The sequence below is a fragment of the Paenibacillus phocaeensis genome (genome assembly GCF_900021165.1).
GTDB classification, from domain to species: domain Bacteria; phylum Bacillota; class Bacilli; order Paenibacillales; family Paenibacillaceae; genus Fontibacillus; species Fontibacillus phocaensis.
In genome coordinates, this window is the sequence record NZ_FCOQ01000038.1 from 100,899 (window position 1) to 122,726 (window position 21,828).

Below are 21,828 nucleotides of genomic sequence, written 5' to 3' on the forward strand. Positions count from 1 at the left end.
TCACCGCCAGTCGAGCGGGATGAAATCGTCTTTTGGCATGCTATGCTATTGCTTTAGCAAAGGGGCTCCGGCGACGCCTTCATTATTGCGGCTCTATCCCCCAGACCAGCGTATCGTTTTGATAAAGGGTGATATGATCCCAATCCGCGTAAGCCGTTTTGGCGGCATCATACGAATAATCGTTGCTCTCGTCGAAATTGGACCAGTCGGTCTTGGCCATCCGCAGTTGGATGTCGCCGGACTGCCCGCCTGCGGCAAGTTGTCCGGCCGCTGCGGTAAAGCTCAGCTCAATATAGGTGTCCGCATTCTCCCCGGACACGGCACCAAACGTATGCTGAATGTTGGCCGCGCCGAGTTGGGCCCAGTCGATCCAAGCGTTCACGTCCTGGCTGCCGTCTTTCGTAAAGTAATAACGTATCTTCAATGTGCTCAAATCAACGGCAGTCGTCCCGTTGTTCTTGATATTGAACTGCGGCTTGAGTTGATTGTCGGAAGCGTTCGTGTCCCCGGTACGGTATTGCAGCACCAAATTTCCGCTCCCGGTTCCGCCGCCGCTTGGCGTCGCGGCAACCTCGGCCGAATTCGCGCTTTCCCCGGCGCCGTTCGCCGCGCTGACGACGTAATAATACGTCGTACCGTTGGTCAAGCCGGTATCCGTGTAGCTTGCGGCGGCAACCCCCGTCGCCACGGTCGTGTACGGTCCACCGCTAGTCGTGGCGCGCTTTACGTTATAACTCGTCGCGCCGCTTGATGCTGTCCAGCTTAGCGTAACTTGCGAGTTGCCCGCGGTTGCGGTCAGGCCGGCCGGCGCCGCCGGAACGGTAGGCGTCTCGCCGCCGCCGGTCGGAATGGCCGGATATGCATTTTGTACCAGTTGAACGAATTGGTCATGGAACCAGTGTCCGGAAATCGGAGCGCCCGGCAGCGCGCCGGTCAACGTTCCGTCGGCATTGGTATAAGTCGGGTCGCACATTCTGTCGAACCCTTTGCCCTCATTGTTGGGAATGTCCGTACTGGAGCCGTCTGATTCGCCCGGAGGCTTCACCCATACGAAAGCGTCCAGATGAGAGCCCGGATAACCCGTCGGTGCGGCCTGCGGAGGCTGGCCCATTCCGGCGCCGCTGGCATTGCACCAGTTCCCGCGATGGAGACGCTTGTCGATCCGTCCGGAATCGGCATATGCATCCACCGTCGTGCCGCTGGCTCCGGTCGGCCGGTTTGGACCGCCCCACCCGTTGCGAGAGGTGTCGATCAGGAAGCCGATGCTGGACGGCCAGCCCTTGGCCACGAACCCGGAATACAGCGCCGCAGTGAAGTCCGCCTCGTCAAAATAAGGATTCCATTCATAATACTTGGCGGATTTCAGTTGCATCCCGTTGATCGCCAAATTCGGGTCGGGCAGATACGGCTCCTCCAGCGGAGTCGTGTTGGCCGTGTTGGTGATAAAGCCGTCCACGCTGGCAAGTCCGGCCGGCGTCCCGGCGACGACCGATGTAAAGAAGTCGATGGCCGGCTGCCGGTTGCTGTCCCAGCCCAGCCAACCGGAGTGCCCGATGTCCATGTAGTTGTAGACGTTAGGAATGGCATGCAGCTTTTCGAGGGCATACCGCGTGGCATCCCGGTAAATGTTGGTCGAATTGGCTTGCGCGCATTTCGGATCGCCCAGGTTCGTGACCAGATTCGGCAGCGAATCGGGCTCGATAACGGCGACAATCCGAATATCGGCATATTTCGGATCGGAGAATACTTCGACGATGGGATCAATGTAGCTCGTTTTGTAAGTCTGCAGACCCTCCGCAGTCAAAGGCAACTCCCCGTTGGAAGCCAAAGCGTGACAATCCCGGCCCGGCAAGTTGTAAATCACGAAGGTGGCTACGATCGGCGTACTTCCTTGCTTCTGGGCAAGTACCTCGTCCATCGTTTCTGCCAGGCTTTTTCGGCCCCCGTTTGCCTCCCCGCCGGCAATGGCCGCCATGCGGTCCAGCCACACCGCCGTCGGATACGACTTGACGGTCTGCATCTTGGCCTTTAGCGTATTATCGCTGACCTGGGCTATGGAGGTATCGATCAGCGCCGCATAATCGGGATTCACGTACATCGTTGCGCCCAAAAAAGGATTGTCGACATGAGCTTCGGCGGCATAACTCTTTTGTACTCCGATAGGCTGCAGCAATGTTAGCGCCAAGGCCGCAACGGCAATCATCGCCGTCGTTCGTTTAAAAAGTTTCGAGAACATGGGATCACTCCTTATTAGTGATGATTAACGGTTCTGCCCTTTACGGGCATAGGCGAACTCCTCCTTTTCTCGTCAAATGCCGCCGATCTTCACCTCCCTTTCCCAATACAAGTATGCGCTTTCATAAAAAGATAAAATTAGAATAAAAAGCCAAAATATTACATCTTTATCTTATTTTTCGAATCCAACCTTCGTAAAGTCTAAATTCTTCCGGAATTGAGTTGAATTTCTTTTGACAAAGCGACGAACAGTCGCAGGCTGATTGGGAAACGGAGCAATGAAAAAAGACTGGGTGGCCCCAGTCTATCAGCAATCATTTGAAGTTCAAGACCGAATCGCGCTTGACACTTATTTCCCCGTTTTCTGTTCATAAAGGCGATCCCCCTCATAAGCACCTCGGCAAGCGTTAGAAGTGAAACTCCTCTCTTTTCGCCTAAATAAGCATCCCGAGCAGCGTTAACGTAAGCTTCTAACCGAACGCCCGAATCCAGCGGTAGCGGTTGACCTTCACGACGGCCACGAAGCATTTCAGGATCTGGTCGGACTTCAGGCAAATGAACGTCAGCAGCGGCGACAACCCCAACACTGCGGCGCACAGGAAAGCCGAGGGCAACACGATCAGCCACATGAAAATAAGGTCGTTGTACAACACGAACTTCGTATCCCCTCCGCTGCGCACGATCCCCGTTAATGCCGGCATTTGGTAAGCCGTACCTACTGCCGTAATGGAGAGCACCGTCATAAACTGCAAGGCCAACGCCTTGGATTCCGGGGAAATCGCGTAGAAGCCCAGCACCACGTCCTTGATCAAAAAGAGCACCGCCCCCGTTCCCAAACCGATGATCAAATAAAGCATCTGCAGCGTTTGGGCGTAAGGTTTGATTTTCTCCGGATGTCCGGCACCGATCGTCTTCCCGATGATCACGGCCGTCGCGCTCGCCGAAGCGTACGTTACGACCGACACGATTTGGAAGATTGTAGTTGCGATGCTGTTCGCAGCAATCGCCGCTTCCCCCATATGTCCCAGGATGCCGGACTGCACCGCCATGGCCAGCCCCCAGAGAGCATTGGAGGCCAGGATCGGCGAGCCGACGCTTAAGTATTGCTTGAAGATCTCCCGATTAAATTGGAAGAAGTCCCGCAGGGCAAACTTTATTTTCTGATCGACCCGTTTCAGGTATCCTACCACGATCGCAAGTTCGATGACCCGGGCCGTTAACGTTGCCGCAGCCGAGCCGCGCACCCCCCAGGCCGGGAACCCGAAATGCCCATAGATCAGCAAGTAGTTCAGACAGATGTTGATGACCAGCGTCGACAGAGAGAGAATAAATCCGACTCTGACCGTCTCCACGCTGCGCAGAGAAGCCAGCAGCAGATTCGTGGCCGCAAAGAAGAGATAAGAGAAGCCGATGATTTGTAAATACTTAGCCCCCTCCGCGATGACGCTGTCCTCATTGGTGAACAAGGACAGACACCCGTGCGGGAACAGGAATACCGCCAGCCACAGCAGCAATGCAAGCCCCAGCGCGAGGCGCATGCCAATGCTGGAAACCTTCTTGATCGTCCGAATGTCCCGTGCGCCCCAGGCGCGCGAAGACAGAATGACCACGCCTTCGCCAACGCCCATAACGAGCATTTGCAGCAGGAACTGGAGCTGATTGGCGAGGGCCACCCCGGACAAAGCCGATTCGCTGTAGCCGCCCAGCATGATATTATCCGAAAGGTTGACACTAAAGGAAATAACGTTTTGCAGTGCAATAATCGAGGTCAGTCTGAAAAAACTTTGGTAAAACTCTTTTTCCCGTACCCATAAACCCATGACAGGCAACCTTTCTTTTCCGTGCTGCCGTAATCCGCCGTGTTCGTTTTGCCTTCGAGCGTTTTACCAGCCGAGATTTTTGAAGCGGATCTCCCGCTCCCACAGGTCTTGCAATTTCCGCAGCGATTCCTCCGGCAACGCCGCATCGCCGGCCGCGACATTCTCGCGAAGCTGGGCGCTGTTCCGAACGCCAGGGATGACCGTCGTCACCTCCGGGTACGCCAAAATAAAGCGCAATGCCGCCATCGTCATCGTGGTCCGATCCTCTTCAAGGAACCGGATTTGCTCCAGCAGCTGGGCCCGGGCCTGGATGACTTCCGGAGACCATCGGCTGCGGACGCCCGTGAACGAACGGGTTCCGTCGTATTTGCCCGACAACCAGCCGGAATCGAGCGGTACCTTAATGATCAGCGCGACATCCCGCTCTGAGGCCGCCTGGAACGCCAGTGCCGTTTCCTGATAAAAGATGTTGAACATCACTTCCATGACGCCAAGCCGGGCATGCTTCAGCGCCTCCAGCATTTCCCGGCTGGAATCGACGGACACGCCGTACGCCAGGATTTTACCTTCGGCTTTCAGATCCTCCAGCACCTGGTAATGGCCGTATTTGCCGTCCAGGTGATCGAACGGCGGATTGTGAAGCAATACGGAATCCAAATAATCCGTTTGCAGCCGCATCAGACTGCGCTCGATCGAGTTGCGGATTTGCGCGGCCGAATAATCCGTCCCTTCCGGGGAATGGCCGAATTTCGTATTGATGACCGCCTTGTCGCGTTTTCGTTCCAGCGCTTTGCCGAGCAGCACCTCGCTTTTGCCTTGGCCATAGTTGGGAGCGGTATCAAAAAAGTTGACTCCGAGATCCAGCGCTTCATGCACCAGACGGATCGCTTCGTCGTCCTCCATCCCCTCCCAATCCTGCTTGTTGCCAAGCTGCCATGCGCCAAAACCGATTTCCGACACTGGTTTGCCGGTTGTTCCGTACCTTCTGTACTTCATCCTCTCACGCTCCTGCGATGTTTGGATTGGTTGAACGGTGACTCTTGCCCCATATTCTAGCTCGAATTCCGATAAGCCGCAATGCAATTCCCTGCTGGAATATGGTATACTGATTAAACGAATTTTCCATTATTTCTATCTTAATTCCTGATAATAACATTTTCTCGGAGGGGGATATGTCGTGTCATACTCCCAAATCACCAAAAATGCGCTGGCCCGTTCTTTGAAAAAGCTGATGCTTACCGTTCCGCTGAACAAAATCACGATCCAGCAGATTACGGCGGACTGCGGCGTCACCCGGCACACTTTTTACAATCACTTTCAGGATATTTACGAATTGCTCGGCTGGGTGTACCAGACGGAAGTGATCGAAGGCCTGGAGCCGTACCGCAATTACGCCGGCTGGAAGCAGGGGTTTTTGAGCGTGCTGCGCTATACGCAGAAACACAAAACCATGTGCCTGAACACCTTCCATTCCTTGGGGCGCGAGCATCTGGAAAAATTTCTGTACGACGTGATTTACGGCGTTGCGATCGAAGTCGTGCGGGAATTGGCGCAAGAGCGGGACGTGAGCCAGCGCGCGGAACAGGAGGTTGCCGATTTTTACGCGCTGGCCGTCCGCGGGCAGGTGGTCGAATGGCTGAAAACAGGGGCCAACACGGATCCGGTTGCAATCGCCGATAAGGTGGGTACCATCCTCGGCGGCAATTTGACCCGCAGTTTGGACAACTACCGGCACGGGTAGCCCGCCTCCCCCTCGCTTGCTCGAATTCACACGTTGCTCACAAACGACACAATGTTTCCCACATGTGCAAACCATGGACATTTGCCTTCAAGTGTCCATGGTTTTGTTTTTTTCCGGGGGATATAGTTGAAGCAGCTCATGAGCAGGGAACCTATTCCATTGAGAAAGGAAGACGACTTATGGGAACGTATCAAAGAATTCATCCGCGGGTTCCGGAAGGCATCGCGGCGAAAAAAGCGTATTTGGTCGGCGGAGGCATCGGCTCTTTATCGGCTGCGGCTTTCCTGATCCGCGACGGACACATGCCGGGGAGAAACATCCACATCCTGGAGGAATCCGCTATATACGGCGGTTCGATGGACGGGGCGGGCAACGCCAAGGACGGCTACAGCGCACGCGGCGGACGCGAAATCGAAGAGCATTTCGAATGCTTTATGGAGCTGTTCGGCTTCATCCCGTCGTTGACCGACCCCGACCGGACCGTGTTGGACGAATTCCGCGAATTGAACCTGGCGGAGCCGATCGAGTCGCATTGCCGGCTGGTGGAGAACGCCGGACAACAAGCGGATTTTTCCACGCTGGGGCTGTCGACCGCGCATGCTTTGCAGCTTGGCAAACTGGCGATGCTGACCGAGGAGAAGCTGGGGAGAACGACGATTGAGCAATTTTTCGACGCAAGCTTCCTGGAGACGAATTTCTGGTATTTCTGGCGCTCCATGTTCGCGTTCGAGAACTGGCACAGCGTCGTGGAAGTGAAGCGTTACATGGAACGTTTTATGCATCTGATTTCCGGGATGAACCGGCTGAAGGGCATTTTGCATACGGAATACAACCAATACGATTCGCTGATCCTTCCGCTGGTGAAATGGCTGGAAGCGCAGGGCGTCCACTTTGACAAGGGGCATCAGGTCGTCGACCTGGAGCTCGATATGACAGGCGGCGAAAAGGTCGTAACCGCCATCCATCTGAAGGTGAACGGGGCGGCCAAGACGATCCCCGTCTCCCGAGGCGATCTGGTCATGGTGACGAACGGCTCGATGACGGAAAACTCCACGAAAGGCGATTTGAACCGGCCCGCTGTTTTAAATCGGTCTGTCGAGGAACGCGGCTGCTGGAGCTTGTGGGAGAAGCTGGCCGCCAAATCTCCCGATTTCGGCCGGCCGGAGGTGTTTTGCGGGGATATCGACAAGACCAAATGGCTCTCCTTTACGGTCACTCTCACCGACGACGACATCGTATTCCCGCATTTGCTGGAGCTGACCGGCGATTTGCCGGGGATGGGCGGCGTTGTAACGATCAAGGACTCCAACTGGCTGATGTCGTGGACCGCACCGAAGCAGCCGCATTTCCTCAACCAGCCGGACAACGTCAAAGTCCTGTGGGCCTATGGATTGTTCCCCGATGCGGTCGGCAACTACGTCGGCAAGAAGATGGCCGATTGCACCGGACGCGAGCTGCTGGAAGAGCTCTGCTACCATATGGGGTTGAAGGACCGCATACCGGAAATTCTGGCCCATACGACCAACGTCATTCCCTGTATGATGCCGTATATCACTTCGCAGTTCATGCCGCGCGTGGCCGGCGACCGTCCGCAGGTCGTGCCGGAGGGCAGCGTCAACCTCGCTTTCCTCGGACAGTTTGCCGAGGTGCCGGACGACTGCGTGTTTACGGTGGAATATTCCGTCCGTACAGCGATGACGGCGGTATACCGGCTGCTGAAGCTGGAGAAGGAAGTGATTCCCGTGCACCCCAGCCGATATGACGTGCGCGTCCTGCTGACCGCGGTGCGGACCTGCCTCGGCAACAAGCCGCTGCCGCTGAACCGATCGCTTGGCGAGCTGCTGTCCGGCACGGAGATCGCCAAGCTGCTGAACGGGTAGGGGCGCGGATAGGGACGCCGATAGGGACGCCGATAGGATGTCGATAGGGGCGCGGATAGGGACGCCGACAGGACGTCGATAGGGGCGCCGACAGGGGCGCTGATAGGGACGCCGATTGGGACGCCGATAGGGGCGCCGACAGGGATGCCGATAGGGACGCCGACAGGGACGCCGACAGAGACGCCGATAGGGGCGCCGATAGGGGCGCCGACAGGGACACCGACAGGACGTCGATAGGGGCGCCGATTTCCGGGAGGATGCGCCGCTCCCTTTTTTGCCAGGAGCACGAATAAGGGGACTTTGTACCCTTATTCGTGCTCTGAGCGCTGCTGCTCGGAAAAAAGGGGGCTTTTTTTGAGCACATTTCCTCGAACCCTCGCCGGATAGCTCATTCTATATGAAATTTCGAATAGAATGAGTCGATTGGGCCCTTCGGCGAACGATTATATATGAAATATCATATATAAATCGGGCCTCCCCTCCCCCGAGGACCTAATGTATATGATTTTTCGAATACATTCCCTCGAATCCTCGCCAATTGGCTCATTCTATATGAAATTTCGAATAGAATGAGCCGATTGGGCCCTTCGGCAACCGATTATATATGAAATATCATATATAAATCGATCATTCCCTCCCCCGAGGACCTGATGTATATGATTTTTCGAATACATTCCCTCGAACCTTCGCCAAATGGCCCATTCTATATGAAATTTCGAATAGAATGAGCCGATTGGGTCCTTCGGCGAACGATTATATATGAAATATCATATATAAATCGGTCATTCCCCCCTTCGAAGGCCTAATGTATATGATTTTTCGAATACACTCCCTCGAACCTTCGCCAAATGGCCCATTCTATATGAAATTTCGAATAGAATGAGCCGATTGGGCCCTTCGGCGACCGATTATATATGAAATATCATATATAAATCGGTCATTCCCCCCTTCGAAGGCCTAATGTATATGATTTTTCGAATACATTTCCTCGAATCCTCGCCAATTGGCTCATTCTATATGAAATTTCGAATAGAATGAGCCGATTGGGTCCTTCGGCGAACGATTATATATGAAATATCATATATAAATCGGGCCTTCCCTCCCTCGAGGACCTAATGTATATGATTTTTCGAATACATTCCCTCGAATCCTCGCCAATTGGCTCATTCTATATGAAATTTCGAATAGAATGAGCCGATTGGGTCCTTCGGCGAACGATTATATATGAAATATCATATATAAATCGGGCCTTCCCTCCCCCGAGGACCTAATGTATATGATTTTTCGAATACATTCCCTCGAATCCTCGCCAATTGGCCCATTCTATATGAAATTTCGAATAGAATGAGCCGATTGAGCCCTTCGGCGACCGATTTATATATGAAATATCATATATAAATCGGTTCCTCTATAATCACCACGGCTCACGGTTCGTGGTCACACCAAATCCGGGCTTAGCGCCGGGCCCACGTATTCATAAGAAGTGATACGTCCGGAAGCCCCTTTTGCTATTGCACGGAGCTTTCCTTTTTCCACGAGGATCCGGCAATACTTAATGACCGTCATCGGATGCAGTTCCAGTTCCCGCGCCACCTCCGCTGGGCGAAGCACCCGATCATGGCGAATCGAGGCGCGCATGAGATCCCTCTCAATCTTGGAATAGATCCGCATAGACGACCTCCCCTGTACGACGGACAAGTAAGGAGACAGAATACTCCGCAAGGAAGACAGAATAAACGTGGGGTTCTCCTTCAGCTCGTCCAAGGCAATGTAGTAGATCAAGCAGTCTTGGGACTGCAGAAACAGCCCCCTGTTCAAGTCCATCCGATACTTCGTCCGATCCGTACCATGGGAGCCGTAATCCATGACCTCGAACACGATCCGCGACGCACCCACCCTCCATAAAAAATCAACAAAATAGGATCTCCCCCGCCAATCCCTCACCTCAAACTCAGGGTGCAATCCATCAAAATGTCCCACCAGCGGCCACCAAATCAGCTCGATGAACAATTGGTTTCCATAGCCATGCCCCCTTCGGAGTGCATCAAGCCGCTCGCCACTTCTTCGTTTCATGTGCTCCTGAATCCAGATCTCATGTTCCGTTTGAAATCCCATACTATCCCCTCCACAGTCATAGTAAAAAACAAAAAGCCCCGCTCCTCTCCAAACTGGAAAGGAAACGGGGCAGGCTTTGCCTCACGTTGCTGTCTGATACTCCTAGTGTGACACAAGAGAAAGCTCACCGCAATAGGACCTTGTGCGGCCGTCTGTTGTTCCGTATTACTCAGTATTAATCCTCCGCATCAAGACTCGTTACTACTCGGAAACTACTCCTTGCTACTCCTTGCTTCTCCTTGCTACTTCTTGCTACTTCATACTACTCCTTACTACTCCTTACTACTCCTTACTACTCCTTACTACTCCTTACTACTCCTTACTACTCCTTACTACTTCATACTACTCCTTGCTACTTCTTGCTTCTCCTTGCTATTCCTTACTTCTCCTTGCAACTCCCCCCGTTGCTCATTAATCTTCATTTCTCTTAACTTTTTTCTATTTTCCGGATATGCCGGTTTTTGGGGCAAATAAGGGTATTTTTTGCCTTTATTTGCCCCGCAAGTTATAGGTCAGGCGGCCTTCAGTTGGCCGTCAGGGGCCCATGTTAGCGGCGACGTACCGTTAGCGGCAATACACCGGCTTAGCGGCAGTGCGCTGGCTTAGCGGCAGCGCACCTGAATGTCCAGCGGATACCGCCCGGCATTGCGGCCATACAGCGCCAATCCGCCTTCAGAGGCGGTCAGCTCCAGCCGGAAGCGGCGGCTGCGGTCCAACTGGGCGGCGATGCGCCCGGGTACTTTGATGCGGCATAGGTACCCGTACGAGCCGGCCTCGTCCAAGCGGTTGTCCACCCGCTGGTAATGCCAGGACAAGACGCCGCGGGCATCCGCAGGATCGTCGGGGAGATGCGCGCTTCCGACAGGTTCCCCGTCGATGCAAACCGTCACCACAGATTCATGGCGTTCTTCATCCGTCATGTAATAGGTGTTCGGGTTGTATTCAACGTCGGCGGGAGCCCCGTGCATGTAGCTGATCCCGTGATCGCGCGTTTTTGCGCCTTCGAGGTTGCGGGCGAGCACCCTTTTGGCGCCGGCTTCGAAGGCGATTTCGATGTCGCCGATCAGCGCCAGCTCCTCCCGCTCCGGCAGCCGCACCTCATACGCGAAAGCGCCTGCGCCCGCGCCGCTAACCTTCGCTCCTTGGATCGCCTCCCATTGCACCGCAAACGTCTGCTGCGCGTAGCTGCCCACCGGGACGCTCACCGTACGGATATCGCCGCCGATGGGCTCGGGAACGCTGCCATCGCCACGCACGTCGAACGCGACGAAGTTGCGCGACACCGTCTCGCCTCCCTCGGCGACCAGCCGCAGGGCCAGCACCGCAACGGCGTCCTGCTTCGGCATCGCAATCTCAAGCGGTGCCAGCTCCGCCACGCCGTAATCCTCCCAGGCGACGGCGCGCTCGCCGCGGTCCGCCACTACGCGAACGCCAAGGTCGTCGTACCACAGCTCCCAGGCGAGTTGGAGCGTGCGGCCGTGATGGCGGTCCGAATAGCTGGAGCGCAGCAGGGGCACGGACACCTTCGCCCCGGCGGCGACCGTTTGCGACGGAGGCGCGTCGATGACGATCCAGTCCGGCGCATGCAGGTCGGCGAGCGTCATGCCCGGCACGAAGTCGCTGTAGCCGAAATCTTTTTCCGTCCCGTCAAGCCGGTAGTAGCCGTTGAATTCGTTCGTCACGTCCCGGAATTCCGTGAACACGAACCCGCACATTTTGTCATGGCGGCGGAACTCGTTCAGCATGTAGTGGTAATGCCAAGCCAGATCGCTGTCCCCCGCGCTGTGCTCGATGCCCCATACGTTGCCGCATTCGCTGTTCATCAGCGGCGCATCCGTTTGCGTTCGCCCCCCGATATAGTTGAACGTCGATCCCGGATAGGTGTGGGCCACCACATGGCTGACATGCTCGCGCACCTTTTCATACCCGTTCACATAAAAATGCCACGTGTTCAAGTCCGTTTCAACATGGTCCCAGTTGCAGGCGGAATTGTCCTCCACAAGGCGCGTTGGGTCCATCTCTTTGGCCCAGCGATAAATCCCCTGCACCCATTCCTGAGTCTCGGGCAAATAATTCATGTTGCCGGATTCATCCCCGGTCAGACTGCCGGCCGCTTTCCCCGATTTCAAGCCCCACGTCTCGTTGAACATGATCCAGGAAAAAATCGACGGGTGATTATAATCGCGTTCAATCACTTCGCGCGCTTCGCTTTCGTAGGCCGTCCGCGCCGATTCGCCGGGCGCGCCCCAGAAGCAGGGCATATCCTGCATAATCAGCAGCCCCAGCTTATCCGCCCAATACAGCTTGCGCGGTTCTTCCGGCTTGATGTGGATCCGCGCAAAGTTAAGCCCGAGGCGCTTCATCAAGTAAATTTCGTCCCGCATCTCCTCGTCGGTCGGATAGGTGAAATACCCGGTCGGGTGAAAAGATTGGTCCAACGCGCCGTTCAGATAAATCGGCTTCCCGTTCAACGTGATCCAGCGGTAATCCCGCTGCCCGAAACGGGCGGTGCCGATTTCGCGAATGCCGAAATACGTGGCGACCGCGTCCTCCCCGGAGGCAGCCGTCAACCGCAGTTCCCCCTCGTACAGATGCGGCGTCTCCGGACTCCACAGCCGGGGTTCCGCCACCTGAAACGAGGAGCGGACCGTGTTCTCCCCGGCTGCCAGCGTCAGTTCCTCCGCGTGCTCAACGGCCCCGTCCTGAAACCGCAAGGCGAGCATGGCCGATGTGGTTTCCTTGGCAACGATGCGGGCCGTCACTTCCACCCGCCCGTCCAGAGACGTGCGGAACTTCGCGTCCCGCAGGTAGACGATCGGCCGCGCCTCCAACCAGACCGGCTGCCAGATGCCGCGGATCTCGCCGTATCCCTGCTTGCCGCGCGCCTGATCATCGCCGTCCGCATCTTCCGCGCGAACGAGAATCGTATTTTCCCCGCCCGTGTTCCAACATTCCGTCACCTCGAACTCAAAGTTGCCGTATCCGCCCCGGTGCGATCCGGCATGGATGCTGTTAACCCAAACATCGCACCGATAATCGACCGCGCCGAAATGAAGGAAAATCCGCGACCCGTCCGCTTCCGGCCGCCAGGCAACGGTCCGCCGATACCAGCCGATCCCCGCTTCGTTTTTGCCGATTCCGGACAGCGGGCTGGACCAGGAAAACGGCACCTCGATCCGTTCCGGAAAATCCTTGGCTTCTCCATCCTCCCAGGACGCACCGGCCCCTTCGCCGATCGGTTCGAACCGGAACGACCAGGTCCCGTTCAGATTCAGCCAATCCGTCCGCTGCCAATCCGGCCGGGGATGCTCCGGACGCGGAATCGCGGCCGTTTCCGCCGTTAACGTTTGATTTGTCATCAAGTTTGCACACCTTTCATTTTCAACTGGATCTTGCCTATTCGGATCATTTCGCCCCCATGATAGCACATATATTATATAATCACAATGTATATTATAAATTTACAATACATTGTTTTTGAGGTACACTGGCTACAGGTTTGATTCCGATACGGGGGTTGACTGAATTGAGGCAACCCATTTGAAGAAAGGAATATGAACATGAGTGAACTGTACCGTCAGGACCCCCTGCGTTATCCGGCCTCCCGGATTCTCGACGTGGCCAAAGCGCTGTCCGGGGACGTCCGCGTCCGCATTCTTGAAGCGTTGGGGCGGCAGCCGATGAGCATCAGCCAGTTGGCCGAAGCGCTTGGCGTCGCTCAGCCGACTATTTCCATCAATGTACAGATTCTGGAGCAGGCCGAACTGGTCGTCTCCGCCCCCGGCGCCAACCGGGAGAAAATCTGCTCGGTTACCTGCCGCTCCATTCTCCTGGAGCTCCCGACCCAGCCGGGAGAAGGGCTCCACCCTGTCGAGGAAATTCACATGCCCATCGGCATGTATTCCATCTGCTCCGTGAGCCCGCCCTGCGGCATGGTCGGGCGCGACGCGAGCCCGATCGGGTCCCCGGATGATCCGCGGGCGTTTTATAGGCCGGAGCGAACCGAAGCGGCGCTGCTCTGGTTCGCCGAGGCGGGCTACGTCGAATATTACTTCGCCAACCCGCTGCCGCCGAGCGTCGAACTGGAGGAGCTCTGCATTCGGGCGGAGGTGTGTTCCGAAGCCCCGGGGTTCCGGGAAGACTGGCCGTCCGACATTACGGTCAGCGTGAACGGCTTGCCGGTCGGCACTTGGACGAGCCCCGGCGATTTCGGTGAGCGCCAAGGCAAGCTGACGCCCGACAAGTGGAAGGGCGGCACTCAATACGGGCAGCTTACCGAATGGCGCGTAACTCGGGAAGGCAGCTTCGTGAATGGCGTGGCCGCCGAGCCTACCGCGATCGCCGGGCTGAGCTTGGCGTTCGACAAGCCGATCCGCGTCCGCTTTGAGGTCCGTGAGGATGCCGCCAATCCGCGCGGGCTCAACCTGTTCGGCAGCGGCTTTGGTGATTATCCCCAGGACATCGTGCTGTCTTTCACCCGCCGCTCCTGATCGTATTTCAATCACACAAAACCCCTGCTCTGATGATCGGAGCAGGGGTTTTGTGTTAGGTAATCTTACATAAATGAAGAAAATGACGAAAAAAACCAGAGGAACCTCTTTACGAAACCCAAAACTTGGATTATGATGCCAAAGGTATGGTACCTTTTATTACATCGATTCCGAAGCATCGTGATAAACGCGCGGTACTCTTGACCCGATCAAACAAACAACTTCATAGTTGATCGTATCCATCCATCCGGCCACTTCGTCGATCGAGATCGCAGCCTCCGCCGGAGTCCCTCCGAAGAGGACGACCTCATCGCCCGCGCGGACGCCTTCCACCCTCGTCACGTCCAGCATCGCCTGATCCATGCAGATCCGGCCGATGATCGGGACCCGCTGCCGATGCACCAATGCGCAGCCGCGATTGGACAACGCCCGCGACAGGCCGTCGGCATACCCGATCGGGATGGTGGCGATGATCCGTTCCGATGCCGCGCGGTACGTCCGGCCGTAGCTGACGGTGCGGCCCGGCTCGATCACCTGGAGCGAGGCGATCTTCGTCTTCAGTTGCATCGCCTGTCGCAGCGGGTATTCCGGCAGCCGCAGCAGAGCGGATGGATATAATCCGTACAATGCGATCCCTACCCGGATCATGTCGAGATGCATCTGCGGAAAACGCATCGCCGCCGCGCTGTTGCAGCAATGTTTGATCGGGATGTGCAGGCCGCGATTTTCCAGCGCATCAACGCATTCACCGAACCGGGTGAATTGCTCCCGGGTGAACGACGGGTCGGGACCGTCCGCATCGGCAAAATGCGTGAACAACCCCTCCAGCACGACATAAGGCGCGGCGGCCTTGGCTTGTTCGGCCATCCCGATCACCGCCTCGACGGAGGGCAAGCCGATCCGGGTCATCCCGGTTTCGTATTTCAAATGAATGCGAGCCTCGCGCCGTTGCTTTTTCGCACAAGCGATCGCCTCCCGCAGTACGTCTTCGGTATAAACCGTTAGGGTTATTCCGTGCCGGACGGCCATTTCCACCCCGCGCGGTGGCGTATAGCCGAGCACAAGAATAGGCTGTGATAAGCCGGCTGCCCGTAATTGCAGCGCTTCATCGACGAGGGCAACGCCCAGGTAGTCGGCGCCGGCGCGAATCGCCGCTTGCGCCGCCTGTACGGCTCCGTGCCCGTACCCGTTCGCTTTGACCACGGCCATTACCCGGCAGCCCTCGGCGGCCTGCTTGCGGAACAGGCCCGCATTATGGGCGATCGCGTCCAGCGAGATGTCCGCCCAGGTCTCGCGGTACCCGATGGATGAGAATTCCCTCGTTTGCGTTGTCGTCATCGCGTCTAACCTCTTTCCGTGATCGATTTTGATTTTGGAACTAAGTATATAACGGCCGATCCGGCCGGGGTTTGTCTTTCTTCACCTAAAAATGCGCAACATTCTTGTGCAGCCGCACAACATCTGTATCGGAGGTGCCCCTATGCGAGAAGATCAAGACGATCCGTTCGAACCTTACTCCGACAATCTGGAACTGCTGGCGGAAAAAATCAGCGACGTGCTGGGGCGTCCGGTCACGATCGAAGACGCCAATCACCGGCTGGTCGCCTACAGCTCGCATGTACCGGAGACCGACGCGGCGCGGCTGGCCACCATCGTCGGCCGCCGCGTGCCCGATCAGGTCATCGGCAGCCTGTGGCGGGACGGCGTCATCCCCCGCCTGCTGGAGAGCGAAACGCCGATCCGCATCGCCGCGATCCGCGAGGTGGGGCTGAGCGAACGGGTCGCGACCGCGATCCGGTCGGGCACCCGGGTTGTCGGATTCATTTGGGTGCTGGAGACCGATAGGCCTTTTTCAGACCGGGAAATGACCTTATTAATGAAAGCTGCGCGAGCTGTCCGCACGAAAATGGCACAATGGCAGCTCCAGCGCCATAAAGAAGACGAGGCGCATCGGGATTTTTTCTGGCAGTTGCTGACGGGTCACCTCCATGGCGAACCCGCGATCCGCGAACAGGCGAACCGCATCGGACTGCCGCTCCCTGCTTCTTTTCACGTGGTCGTGCTGCAGTTTGCCGCCGAGGTGAAAGAAACGTGGCAGCGGCAGGCGCTGGAGAAATTCGCCTCCGTCTGCAGCTACAGCCGGATCGTGCTGCGCGCCGTCGATAAGAACCAGCTGATCCTGCTGTGCGCCCCGGTCGTGCCGGATACGACGGTGGGGATGGCCGGCCAGCTCCTGCTTCTCCAGCGGAACTTGCGCTCCTTTTTCAAAACCGATTATGACGAGCTGGCCAGCGGTTGCCTCTATACCGAATACGGTCGGCTGGAGGACAGCTACCGCGAAGCTTTGCTCCTGCTTCAGGTAAAACGTCAGTTTCCTTCGGAAACGGGCGATCTGGTAATGTACGGCGATCTCGGCTACTACCGCTATCTGCCGCTCATCTGGCAGGAGATGCGGAAGCACGGCAGCGTTAACAGCCAACTGGCCAGGCTGCGGGCGTACGATCTGGAGCACCACAGCGAGTTGCTGCATACGTTGGAGGTCTTTTTGACCCATGACAGCAATGCCAAGACGGCCGCCGATGCGCTGCACATTCACGCGAATACCCTGAATTACCGGCTGAAGCGAATCGCCGAGATCGGCCGGATTGACCTGGCCAGTATGGAGCAGAAAGTCACGTTGTACCTGGACCTGAAAGCCGAGCGTTTCGGCAGCCGCCGCGATTTGTGAAATTTCACAAACGCGGTCTTTTATTTTCTTCGAACTCCACAAACAAAACCTGCCGTTCCTGTCCTATACTGATGTCAAATCTATTGACAGGTTCGGCCGATTTCTGGACAAAATAGGCTTTATGTCGGAATTCGCGTCAGCTAAATTGACGAAGGAGGAAGCTTTATGATCGTAGGAGTCCCTAAAGAAATCAAAAACAATGAAAACCGGGTGGCCCTGACCCCTTCGGGCGCCTACTCCCTGGTCAATGCAGGGCATCAAGTGTGGATGGAGACCCAGGCGGGAGCCGGCAGCGGCTTCGAGGATTTGGAATATACGGCCGCCGGGGCCAAAGTGGTTGGCAGCGCCGCAGAGGCGTGGTCGGCGGACCTGGTGATGAAGGTCAAGGAACCGCAGCTGTCGGAGTATAGCTTTTTTCGCCAAGGTCTGATCCTGTTTACGTATTTGCATTTGGCACCGGAACCGGAGCTGACTCAAGCGTTAAAAGACCAAGGCGTAACCGCCATCGCGTACGAAACGGTCGAAGTGAACCAAACGCTGCCGCTGTTGACGCCGATGAGCGAGGTTGCCGGGCGGATGTCCGTGCAGATTGGCGCGCAGTTTCTGGAGAAACCGCACGGCGGCAAAGGCATCCTGCTCGGCGGCGTGCCCGGCGTCAAGCGCGGCAAGGTGACGATCATCGGCGGGGGCGTCGTCGGAACGAATGCCGCCCGCGTGGCGATCGGCCTGGGCGCCGACGTGACGATCCTCGATCTGAACGCGGATCGCCTGCGGCAGTTGGAAGACATCTTCGGCGCAAGCGTGCAGACGCTGATGTCCAATCCGCAGCACATCGCCGAGGCGGTCGGGGAATCCGACCTGGTCATCGGCGCGGTGCTGATCCCCGGCGCCAAAGCGCCGAAGCTGGTCAAGGAAAGCATGGTCAAGGCGATGCGCCCCGGCTCGGTCGTCGTGGACGTGGCCATCGACCAAGGCGGCATCTTCGAGACGGTGGACCGGATCACCACCCACTCCGATCCGACTTATGTGAAGCATGGCGTCGTCCATTACGCCGTCGCGAATATGCCTGGCGCGGTGCCGCGCACCTCCACGCTGGCGCTGGCCAACGCGACGCTGCCCTACGCGCTGGAGATCGCCTCAAAGGGCCTTTACACGGCGCTTAGTGAGCGGGCGGCCCTGCGCAAGGGAGTTAACATCGCCGGCGGTGCGGTCACGTACGCCTCCGTCGCCCGGGACCTGCACTACGAGTACGTCCCCGTCGAGCAAGCGCTGGATTTGGAGCCGGCTCGCGGCCTCGCCAATTAGGCGAGCCGATCCATAGTAATGCACCGCCCCGCCTTTGCGGGTCCGCATGGGCGGTTCCCTCTACGGGTCTGCATGTACGGGCCGCCTCTTGCGGTTCCCGCTGGAGGTCCGCATATGCAGGTCCCCTTCTGCAGTTCCCTCTGCAGGTCCGCATATGCAGGTCCCCTTCTGCAGTTCCCGCTGGAGGTCCGCATATGCAGGTCCCCTTCTGCAGTTCCCTCTGCAGGTCCGCATATGCAGGTCCCCTTCTGCAGTTCCCTCTGCAGGTCCGCATATGCAGGTCCCCTTCTGCAGTTCCCTCTGCGGGTCTGCATATGCAGGTCCCCTTCTGCAGTTCCCTCTGCAGGTCCGCATATGCGGACCTCTTTTTTTGTGCCGCCTGCCGCCGGTGCTGCTGTGGTGACTAGGTTCAAGTTCCGCCCGAGCATACGCATGGAGTACCCGGACTCGTTATAGTAACTTTGCCGTTTTCCGCGCATAACGAATCCCGTTCCGCTTCATCCTCGTTGTCCGGAATCAGACACTTATCTGCTCACGTGCAGCTCGCCTTAATTGGGGAACGTAGAAAATTGTTGTATTTCATGCAACATTTTCCCGCGAAATTAGCCGTCATGGGCACAATTGTTGAGTTCTGTGCAACATTTTTGAGGCTTAAAGCCTCAGAGTCCGTAAATTGTTGTACAAAATGCAACAATCTGCCGCTTGTGGTGGGGAAGCAGCCCAAAATGCTGCACAAAATGCAACATTTCGGTCTGGCATCCCATCGCCGACAGCTCCAGCCGACCTCCTTCCTCCATCTTCGTGAGCCTGGCGGCCCCTCTATCCGCGGCCCCTTCTCGGTTCGACCGTTCCGGCGCCCCGGCTTCGCGGAGCGCGCTACTCCTGCGCGGCCAGCACCACGCGGCCGGCTTCGCTTACGCCGTCTCTTACGCCGTCCCTTGCGTCGTCCCTTACGCCGTCCCTCGAGCCGCCCCTCGCGCCGTCCCTCGCGCCGTCCCCGCGCCGCGCAGCCAGCGACAGCTCGATGATCCGGTCGAGCAGGTCGCTGTAACTCATGCCTGCCGCCGCGGCGCTGCGCGGCAGCAGGCTGTTCGCCGTCATCCCCGGCAACGTGTTGACCTCAAGCACGTAAGGGACTCCCTCCTTGAGGATCATATCGACCCGCGCGTAGACGCAGCATTGGAGCAGACGGTAGCAGGCCAGCGCCGCCCCCCGTACCCGCGCCTCCACATCGGGCGGCAGCGTGATCGGGCGCTCCTCCGCCCCGCCGTCGCTGTATTTGGCCTCGTAGTCGAACCACTCCGCCCCGTTCGACCGAATGCCCAGCACCGGCAGCAGCTCCCCGCCCAGGATCGCACACGTGATCTCCTGGCCGGAGACCATCGACTCGACGACCACGGACACGTCCCAGCGGAACGCCTCCGCAAGCGCCTCGCGCAACCATTCGGGCCGGTCGACACGCTGCACCCCGATGCTCGAGCCTCCTGCATTGGGCTTGACGAACAGCGGATACGCCAGCCCCGTTACCTCGGTTTCCCAAGTTCCATCAACGAACATGGCCTGATCCAGATATACACCGTCCGGCGTCGGAACCCCCTCGGCCCGCAGCAGCCGCTTCGTCAGGTTCTTATCCATGCACAAGCTGCTGCTCAACACGCCGCTGCCCGAATACGGGATGCCCAGCGTCTCCAGTACCCCTTGCACCGTGCCGTCCTCGCCGAACGCGCCGTGCAGCGCAAGCAGAGCGAAATCGAGGCCCCGCACCTGGTCGATCAGCTCTTCCCTCTTCGTCACGTCAATCGGCACCACTTCGTATTTGCTCCGATCCAGCCGGCTCACGATTTCCTTGCCCGTCATTAGCGACACCTCGCGCTCCGAGGAGTCACCGCCCATAATCACGCCCACCTTCATCCGATTCCTCTCCTTCAACCCTTATTTAAATTCAAGTTTAAATTCAAACCGCCCTCCAACCATCCGCGGCTAACGCTTATCCGCTAGCAGCATCGCCGCCATCTCGCCAATGACGCGAATCCCCTGCTCGATGTCCTGCTCGGGCACGCGCGAGAATCCGATGCGCATCGTGTTCCGTCCCCCGCCGTCGACGAAGAACATATCCCCCGGTGTAAAGAATACGCCCTGCTCCGCGCAACGCTCGAGCAGCTTCGCCGTATCGAAGCCCTTCGGGAACTCCAGGAACAGATGCAGCCCCCCGCCGCCCGACAACCGGGCATCCGGCACATAACGTTCGCAGCAGGCCTTCGTCCATTCGTACTTCCGGCGATATTCGGCTCGGGCTCGCTTCAGATACTTCTCCAGGTTGCCGTTCAGCAAATATTGATACAACAGCGACTGATCCAGCGTTGACGTATGAATGCTGCGCGCCCGCTTGACGCTCTCCAGCACCTCGATCAGCTCCCGGTCCGCCAGCACCCAGCCAACGCGAATGCCCGGGAACAACACCTTCGAGAAGCTTCCCAGGTACACCACTCCGTTCCCCTGCCCCGCCATCGCAATCAACGGGGCGACGTGGGAACCGGAATACCGGAGTTCCTCATTGAATCCATCCTCGATAACCGGTACCCGGTAGCGGCCAAGCAGCTCCAGCAAAGCCAGACGTTTCTCGGCGGACGTCACGATGCCGGTCGGATTATGATAGGAGGGCACCAGAAATGCCCCGTCAAACGACTGCTCCTTAAGCGCATGCTCCAATGCGGCTAAGTCCAGGCCATCCGGTTCCATCGGAATGCCGGTGATCTCGAACCCGTGCCGCCGCAGGTTTTTGATCGCGGTCTGGTGCGTCGGATTTTCGCACAACATCCTCCCGCCCATACTGCCGCCATCGGGGCCAATGGCCGACAGCACGATGTCCAACCCTTCCGTAAACCCGCTGGTGATCAGCATATCCTTGCCCGTCAGATCGACGCCTTTGCGTTCCATATATTTGAGCAAGAACTCAATTAGCGGTTTATACCCTCTGGCGTAACCATAGTTCAATAGAACGCGGCCCTCCACCGCCATCCGATCCAAAAATGCACGCTTCACGTTCTCCAAATCAAACAGCTGCTCATCAGGGGCGATGCTCGTAAACCAAATCTTGCCTTGGCCCGCCTGCAGGCCGGGCCGATCGCGTTTCATATGGTCGAGCTCTACGGACAGCCGGGCTTGCCGATTCATCCGCTCGCGCCAATCCATCCGCCAGGTCGGGATCGTATGCGCCCCCGGCGCTGACACCTCGGCGACGAAGTTTCCTTTACCTGTGACGGCATAAGCGAGCCCCTCATCATTCAAAGCCTCGTAAGCGGCGATGATGCTGCCCCGGCTGACGCCCAGCAGCTCCGCCAGCTCTCGCGTTGAGGGAAGCCGTTGCCCGGCCTGTAGAGCCCCTTGCATCATCAGCCGCTTGATATAATTTTTCACCTGCACATAAACCGGCGTCTCGGCCGCGAGCTTAAACTCATTAAACATCCTGTATCGCCCCCATCCTCATGATGGCATATTCCAGGCCAAAAATAAA

At 57.3% G+C, this 21,828-nt stretch carries 13 protein-coding genes; 5 read left to right on the top strand and 8 right to left on the bottom strand.

Features of this window, described 5'->3' with window-relative positions; genetic code table 11:
- Window positions 1-82: 82 nt before the first annotated feature.
- The 3 genes from BN3795_RS23970 to BN3795_RS23980 all read right to left on the bottom strand — a co-directional run bounded on the left by BN3795_RS23970 (window position 83) and on the right by BN3795_RS23980 (window position 5,051).
- A complete protein-coding gene (locus tag BN3795_RS23970; protein WP_068787186.1) occupies window positions 83-2,236 on the bottom strand; it encodes a glycoside hydrolase family 6 protein in 2,154 nt (717 codons plus the stop codon).
- A gap of 469 nt (window positions 2,237-2,705) precedes the next feature.
- The gene (locus tag BN3795_RS23975) at window positions 2,706-4,055 is read right to left on the bottom strand and encodes an MATE family efflux transporter (protein WP_068787187.1); all 1,350 of its coding nucleotides are present in this window, start codon (window positions 4,053-4,055) and stop codon (window positions 2,706-2,708) included.
- A 63-nt stretch (window positions 4,056-4,118) separates the two neighbouring features.
- On the bottom strand, window positions 4,119-5,051 hold the full coding sequence (locus tag BN3795_RS23980; RefSeq protein WP_068787188.1) for an aldo/keto reductase: 933 nt from the start codon (window positions 5,049-5,051) through the stop codon (window positions 4,119-4,121).
- A gap of 181 nt (window positions 5,052-5,232) precedes the next feature.
- Between BN3795_RS23980 and BN3795_RS23985 the strand changes: the two genes are divergently transcribed.
- Both BN3795_RS23985 and BN3795_RS23990 read left to right on the top strand, forming a co-directional pair.
- Complete coding sequence (locus BN3795_RS23985) at window positions 5,233-5,796, top strand: TetR-like C-terminal domain-containing protein (protein ID WP_068787189.1); 564 nt, start codon at window positions 5,233-5,235, stop codon at window positions 5,794-5,796.
- A 179-nt stretch (window positions 5,797-5,975) separates the two neighbouring features.
- The gene (locus tag BN3795_RS23990; protein ID WP_068787190.1) at window positions 5,976-7,676 is read left to right on the top strand and encodes an oleate hydratase; all 1,701 of its coding nucleotides are present in this window, start codon (window positions 5,976-5,978) and stop codon (window positions 7,674-7,676) included.
- A 1,437-nt stretch (window positions 7,677-9,113) separates the two neighbouring features.
- Here BN3795_RS23990 and BN3795_RS23995 read toward each other — a convergent pair.
- Window positions 9,114-9,791: a hypothetical protein gene (locus BN3795_RS23995; RefSeq protein WP_068787191.1), complete on the bottom strand. Its 678-nt coding sequence runs from the start codon at window positions 9,789-9,791 to the stop codon at window positions 9,114-9,116.
- 602 nt (window positions 9,792-10,393) lie between these two features.
- Entirely contained in the window at window positions 10,394-13,150 is a 2,757-nt protein-coding gene (locus BN3795_RS24000) for a glycoside hydrolase family 2 protein (protein ID WP_068787192.1), read from the bottom strand.
- A gap of 201 nt (window positions 13,151-13,351) precedes the next feature.
- On the opposite strand from BN3795_RS24000, the gene BN3795_RS24005 reads away from it, so the two are divergent.
- Window positions 13,352-14,281, top strand: coding sequence for an ArsR/SmtB family transcription factor (locus BN3795_RS24005; RefSeq protein WP_232730032.1), 930 nt, complete (start codon window positions 13,352-13,354; stop codon window positions 14,279-14,281).
- Between the two features lie 159 nt (window positions 14,282-14,440).
- Here BN3795_RS24005 and alr read toward each other — a convergent pair whose 3' ends face one another.
- Window positions 14,441-15,619 (bottom strand): alanine racemase, encoded by a 1,179-nt coding sequence (alr, locus tag BN3795_RS24010; RefSeq protein ID WP_068787194.1) that lies wholly within the window; start codon window positions 15,617-15,619, stop codon window positions 14,441-14,443.
- A gap of 142 nt (window positions 15,620-15,761) precedes the next feature.
- On the opposite strand from alr, the gene BN3795_RS24015 reads away from it, so the two are divergent.
- Both BN3795_RS24015 and ald read left to right on the top strand, forming a co-directional pair.
- On the top strand, window positions 15,762-17,009 hold the full coding sequence (locus tag BN3795_RS24015; RefSeq protein WP_068787195.1) for a PucR family transcriptional regulator: 1,248 nt from the start codon (window positions 15,762-15,764) through the stop codon (window positions 17,007-17,009).
- Between the two features lie 165 nt (window positions 17,010-17,174).
- The gene (gene ald / locus BN3795_RS24020) at window positions 17,175-18,314 is read left to right on the top strand and encodes an alanine dehydrogenase (protein ID WP_068787196.1); all 1,140 of its coding nucleotides are present in this window, start codon (window positions 17,175-17,177) and stop codon (window positions 18,312-18,314) included.
- An 876-nt stretch (window positions 18,315-19,190) separates the two neighbouring features.
- On the opposite strand, the gene BN3795_RS24025 is transcribed toward ald, so the two are convergent.
- Window positions 19,191-20,225 carry a D-alanine--D-alanine ligase gene (locus tag BN3795_RS24025; RefSeq protein WP_110945366.1) on the bottom strand — a complete coding sequence of 345 codons (1,035 nt, stop codon included), beginning with the start codon at window positions 20,223-20,225 and terminating at the stop codon, window positions 19,191-19,193.
- Between the two features lie 69 nt (window positions 20,226-20,294).
- Complete coding sequence (locus BN3795_RS24030) at window positions 20,295-21,779, bottom strand: aminotransferase-like domain-containing protein (protein ID WP_068787197.1); 1,485 nt, start codon at window positions 21,777-21,779, stop codon at window positions 20,295-20,297.
- Window positions 21,780-21,828 lie beyond the last annotated feature (49 nt).

Excerpts from the sequence above, each read along its gene's own strand:
- BN3795_RS23970 (WP_068787186.1), bottom strand. The coding sequence starts at position 2,236 with ATGTTCTCGAAACTTTTTAAACGAACGACGGCGATGATTGCCGTTGCG.
- BN3795_RS23975 (WP_068787187.1), bottom strand. The coding sequence starts at position 4,055 with ATGGGTTTATGGGTACGGGAAAAAGAGTTTTACCAAAGTTTTTTCAGA.
- BN3795_RS23980 (WP_068787188.1), bottom strand. The coding sequence starts at position 5,051 with ATGAAGTACAGAAGGTACGGAACAACCGGCAAACCAGTGTCGGAAATC.
- BN3795_RS23990 (WP_068787190.1), top strand. The coding sequence starts at position 5,976 with ATGGGAACGTATCAAAGAATTCATCCGCGGGTTCCGGAAGGCATCGCG.
- BN3795_RS23995 (WP_068787191.1), bottom strand. The coding sequence starts at position 9,791 with ATGGGATTTCAAACGGAACATGAGATCTGGATTCAGGAGCACATGAAA.
- BN3795_RS24000 (WP_068787192.1), bottom strand. The coding sequence starts at position 13,150 with ATGACAAATCAAACGTTAACGGCGGAAACGGCCGCGATTCCGCGTCCG.
- BN3795_RS24005 (WP_232730032.1), top strand. The coding sequence starts at position 13,352 with ATGAGTGAACTGTACCGTCAGGACCCCCTGCGTTATCCGGCCTCCCGG.
- alr (WP_068787194.1), bottom strand. The coding sequence starts at position 15,619 with ATGACGACAACGCAAACGAGGGAATTCTCATCCATCGGGTACCGCGAG.
- BN3795_RS24015 (WP_068787195.1), top strand. The coding sequence starts at position 15,762 with ATGCGAGAAGATCAAGACGATCCGTTCGAACCTTACTCCGACAATCTG.
- ald (WP_068787196.1), top strand. The coding sequence starts at position 17,175 with ATGATCGTAGGAGTCCCTAAAGAAATCAAAAACAATGAAAACCGGGTG.
- BN3795_RS24025 (WP_110945366.1), bottom strand. The coding sequence starts at position 20,225 with ATGAAGGTGGGCGTGATTATGGGCGGTGACTCCTCGGAGCGCGAGGTG.
- BN3795_RS24030 (WP_068787197.1), bottom strand. The coding sequence starts at position 21,779 with ATGTTTAATGAGTTTAAGCTCGCGGCCGAGACGCCGGTTTATGTGCAG.